This is a genomic window from Mycobacterium sp., assembly GCF_049280035.1.
Classification (GTDB): domain Bacteria; phylum Actinomycetota; class Actinomycetes; order Mycobacteriales; family Mycobacteriaceae; genus Mycobacterium.
Genome location: NZ_JBAPPI010000645.1, coordinates 1 through 4,114, shown reverse-complemented (window position 1 = coordinate 4,114; position 4,114 = coordinate 1). Strand labels below are relative to the sequence as shown.

The following is a 4,114-nucleotide window of genomic DNA, read 5'->3' as shown; positions in this document are numbered from 1 at the left end:
TCGTCGGCCTGGTCCGCAACCCGGACGGCGACGAAGACGCCACCATGTCGCATTGGGCCGGGTTGAGCCAGCGTTATCCCGTTGTGGGACTGCTATTTTCGATGTTCTTACTGGCGTTCGCGGGCATCCCGTTGACCAGCGGGTTCGTCAGCAAGTTCGCGGTCTTCCAAGCGGCGGCCAAGGGCGGCGCCGTGCCGTTGGTCATCATCGGTGTGATCGCCAGCGGGGTAGCGGCGTACTTCTATGTGCGGGTGATCGTGCTGATGTTCTTCACTGAGCCGCCCGCAGATCAGGTGCACGTCGTGATGCCGAGCTTCTGGAGTAAAGCCGCGATCGCGGTGTGCGCAGTGGTCACCATCGGCCTGGGCGTCTTCCCGCAGCCGCTGCTCGATCTCGCCAACCAGGCCGCACAGTTCATTTAGGTGCTCAAGCACGGCAGGCCCGCGCACCCATTTTCTCCCGCGCGATAGCGTCGAGGAATGACATACGTCGAAGCAGGCGACCATGGCCTGGTGCGGGTGCTGGCCATGAACCGCCCCGAAGCGCGAAACGCGTTGAATACCGAACTGATCGAGGCGCTCTATGCGGCGTTGGGCGACGCCGATGGGGATCCGTCGGTGCGGGCGGTGGTGCTCACCGGCGTCGACCCCGCTTTCTGCGCCGGTGTCGACCTCAAAGAGGCCCAGCGGCTTGGGACAGCCTACTTCGAGCAATTTCAGACGCAGAGCTGCATTCGCAAGACAGCCCAGATGCACAAGCCGATCATCGGCGCGATCAACGGCCCGGTGTTCACCGGCGGACTGGAGATGGCGCTGGGCTGCGACTTCCTTATCGCCTCGCAACGCGCGGTCTTAGCCGATACCCACGCCAGGGTCGGCATCCTGCCCGGCGGCGGTATGACGGCCCGGCTGCCACAGCTGGTTGGCAGGGCCATGGCGCGGCGGCTTTCAATGACCGGGGAAGTCGTCGATGCCGCGCGCGCCGAGCGGATCGGGCTAGTCACCGAAGTGGTCCCACACGATCGGCTGCTGGCGCGGGCGGTTGAGCTGGCCGGTCAGATCGCCGAGGTACCGGCGCCAATCATGGCCGGCCTCAAGGAAATCTACGTCACCGGATCGGCGGCGGTCACCGATCCGGCGCTGGCCGCCGAGCAGGACATCGCCGGCGCCCAAGAGCTAGACCGCGATGGACTGGGCGACCGCTACACCGAAATCAGCGAGCGCAATCGCCGCCAGATCCGGCCTCAGCCCTAACGAAGAAGCGGGCTGTAGTCGGTCGGCGGGTCGACGAGGTTCATCGAGCGATAGAGCTTCTCGGTGACCGCCGAGCTGTTCTCGGCGGCACTCAACACCGCCTCGCGGAAGTCCAGTATCTGCTTGGACGCCGAATGCGCAGGGTCGGCATTGGCCAAGTAGAGATCGTTGAACTGGTTGGATGCCCACAACGGGCCGACCACCCCGGCAGCAGCGGCGAAGAACCGCTGGCTCAAAGCGCTCAAGTCGCCATTTGCTTCAGCCAGACACTCCTGCAGGGCAGTCGCCTCAAGCGCGGCCACCGTCATGCCCTGACCGTAAATCGGATTGGTGCTGCAAATCGCGTCACCGAACACCAGCAACCCCGCGGGAAACCGCGGCATCTGGTCATAGCGTCGCCAGGTGCCGCCCGGATAACGAAAAACCGAAATCTCACCGAGCGGTTCTGCGCGCTTCAGCGCCCTTAGCAACGGAGGCGGCGCGAATTGGGTGGCCATCCGAATCATGCTGGCCACGTCATCGGGTGGTTCGTTTTGCGCCAAGCGGGCGACGGTGAATATCCATGTGTCGTGCTCGTATACCGAAAACGCGCCACCTGTAGGTCGTTTCGGTTCCGGGACGACAAAGGTCATTTTCTCGCGCAGGATCCCCTCCGGGATGCGCATCAACAGGCTGGCGTAGTTCGCGCTGGCTGTCGAGCGCTCGGCGGCAGGTCGGCCGTAGCCCAGGGTGTCGAGCAAGGCGGGGGTGCGTGCGCTGCGACCCATCGCGTCGACAACTAGATCGGCGTCCAGCACCTGCTTGGCGCCGCTGTCGCGGTCGACGATGCGGGCACCCGTGACTTGGTGTGGACTCGGCGTGATCGGTTCGACGAAGTCGTGGCCGTCAAGAATCTCGACATTCTCGATAGCGCTGACCTGCCGCCTGACCTGGGATTCCAACAATGGACGACTAAGCAGGTGAATGGCCACCGATGCCGGGTCATTGAATTTGCCGGATCTGTTCAGTTCGTGACCGGAAACCCGTATGGACACCCGCGAGAGGTCGCCTTCGTCGCACACCGCCGCGCCGGCGGCGACGAGTTCGCTGTGTATGCCCGGAAATAACCGTTCCAGCTCTTGGGCGCCGCGGCTCCACAGCGCGTGAAAGTGCCGTCCCTGCGGAACTCCGCGCCGGTGGTCCGCAGCGTCCTGCAGCTTGTCTCGTTCGACCACCGTCACCGTCTCGTAAAAGTCGGCGAGCACTCGAGCGGCGAGCAACCCACCCATCCCCGCGCCACAGACGACGGCCCGCTCACCAAGCTTGCTCACCGATGTTCCCTTCGCCAACGAGGTTCGCGGAGGCCGCCCCGCATGGCTACCCGCCCACGGCTGATAGCCGTCATGCGGGCCTACCGTACAGAAATAGCTGGAAAATCAGGCCAAAATCACCGAAGGGAAAGCCGCGCTTGTGAGGGTGCCGGCCCAAATGGTTGCGGGGCTAGTGCCAATCATGGCCGGTCCCAACGAATTTAAACCGACTCGAACACCGCTAGGTCTTGGCGCCCGCCACGACGAGATCGCCGAAGGCAACCGCGGCTAGATCCGGTCGCAAGACGCTTAGTTCCTCGAGGTCCTCGTCGGCACGCCGCTCCACTAGCAACGGAATAAAATCGCGCACCCGGCTGCTCTGGAATCGTGCATAAGCATGCCGCACGACAGCGGCGATGTGATCTTCGGGAAGAGCTGCGTATTTCTTGGCCAGGCGACGCTCGACGTCACCAATAAACGCCCGCTCTTCTGGAGGCATCCCGATATTCTTACCGCCATCCCCACGGTGGTCAAGACGGGTTTTGTAAACGACGTGTTGTGTAAATCGTTGGAAAAAAACACTTTTGCTCCCAACCGCGTCGGAGTAAAGTTCGCGATAGCCCGCGCCCCGGAGCAGGGTGGTTGGTGCCTCAGTTCCGCAGGAACGGCCGGGTCGCCACCAAGTACACCGCGAATACGGCCAGCGGAGCCAGCAACGGCAACCACGGCAGCTGCAGCGGAAACGCCGTCGCAACCACGCCCGCAAATGCGAATCCCACGGCTCCGACCACGCTGGCCCCGCTGACGCTGTCGAGCCCGGTGCCGCCACCGGCCGCATGCCGCAGCACCAAGTAGACGGCCGCGGCCAACCCGGACACCGCGGCCAGCGTGGCCGCCGGATTCGACAGGGCAATCACCGCCACGGTGAGCAGCACCGCCAACGTGGCGACCGGGCGAAACAGGGTTCCGGCCAGCACCGCGACCACCGCCGCAGTCGCAGCGACCAGGGTCGGACCGTGCGACCCGATCCCTACGGCGGCCACCATCAAGAAGCCGAAGGCCGCTGACAAGGGGGCGGCCAAAATGCGCGCCGTCAGCTGCCCGCCAAGCCTCATCATCGGCGTCCCGTTACCGGCCGACGGCGATCGGGCACCAGGCGCATCGATTGGTCCAGGGTGCGATCGGCCTGCCAGGCGACCACGTCGACACCGACGGTGCCCATGTCGCGATACATCGCGGACCGCTGCAACGTCCACATCCTGTCCACCAGGGGGTCCTGGTGAGCAGCGAACGGCGAGCCCTGCAGAACATCGACTGCCACCACGACGTGACCGCGTCTACGCAGGTCGATCAGTGACAGCGCGAACTCGGTGTCGAGCAGCGTGGAGAACGCGACCACGATCGCACCCGGCGGAATGGCTGCGCGCGGCGCCAAAGTCCCAGTGGTGGTTTCGAATTCGTCACCGGCGGCAAGCACGGTGTCGAGCACCCGATAGAACTGACGCTGCCCGATGTCGGCGCCCAGCCAGCGGGGCCGGCGACCGCCGAGGGCGACGATGCCGGCCCGATCGC

At 64.7% G+C, this 4,114-nt stretch carries 5 protein-coding genes and 1 pseudogene; 2 read left to right on the top strand and 4 right to left on the bottom strand.

Translation table 11 applies throughout. From position 1 onward, the window contains the following. The coding region (locus WAN71_RS20735; protein ID WP_422227128.1) for a proton-conducting transporter membrane subunit at nucleotides 1-422 on the top strand (422 nt) is incomplete at its 5' end. Between the two features lie 57 nt (nucleotides 423-479). Then, the gene (locus WAN71_RS20730; RefSeq protein ID WP_422227127.1) at nucleotides 480-1,253 is read left to right on the top strand and encodes an enoyl-CoA hydratase; all 774 of its coding nucleotides are present in this window, start codon (nucleotides 480-482) and stop codon (nucleotides 1,251-1,253) included. Here the strand turns inward: WAN71_RS20730 and WAN71_RS20725 are convergent. From WAN71_RS20725 to WAN71_RS20710, 4 genes and pseudogenes are all read right to left on the bottom strand, one after another. Continuing rightward, nucleotides 1,250-2,563 (bottom strand): FAD-dependent oxidoreductase, encoded by a 1,314-nt coding sequence (locus tag WAN71_RS20725; RefSeq protein ID WP_422227126.1) that lies wholly within the window; start codon nucleotides 2,561-2,563, stop codon nucleotides 1,250-1,252. The two genes, WAN71_RS20730 and WAN71_RS20725, sit on opposite strands and share 4 nt — an antisense overlap. 220 nt (nucleotides 2,564-2,783) lie before the next feature. Then, complete coding sequence (locus WAN71_RS20720; RefSeq protein ID WP_422227125.1) at nucleotides 2,784-3,041, bottom strand: three-helix bundle dimerization domain-containing protein; 258 nt, start codon at nucleotides 3,039-3,041, stop codon at nucleotides 2,784-2,786. 151 nt (nucleotides 3,042-3,192) lie between these two features. Next, nucleotides 3,193-3,660 carry a hypothetical protein gene (locus WAN71_RS20715; RefSeq protein ID WP_422227124.1) on the bottom strand — a complete coding sequence of 156 codons (468 nt, stop codon included), beginning with the start codon at nucleotides 3,658-3,660 and terminating at the stop codon, nucleotides 3,193-3,195. Further along, a pseudogene (locus WAN71_RS20710) lies at nucleotides 3,657-4,114 on the bottom strand (DUF58 domain-containing protein); the annotation flags it as partial. The pseudogene WAN71_RS20710 and the gene WAN71_RS20715, both read right to left, overlap by 4 nt.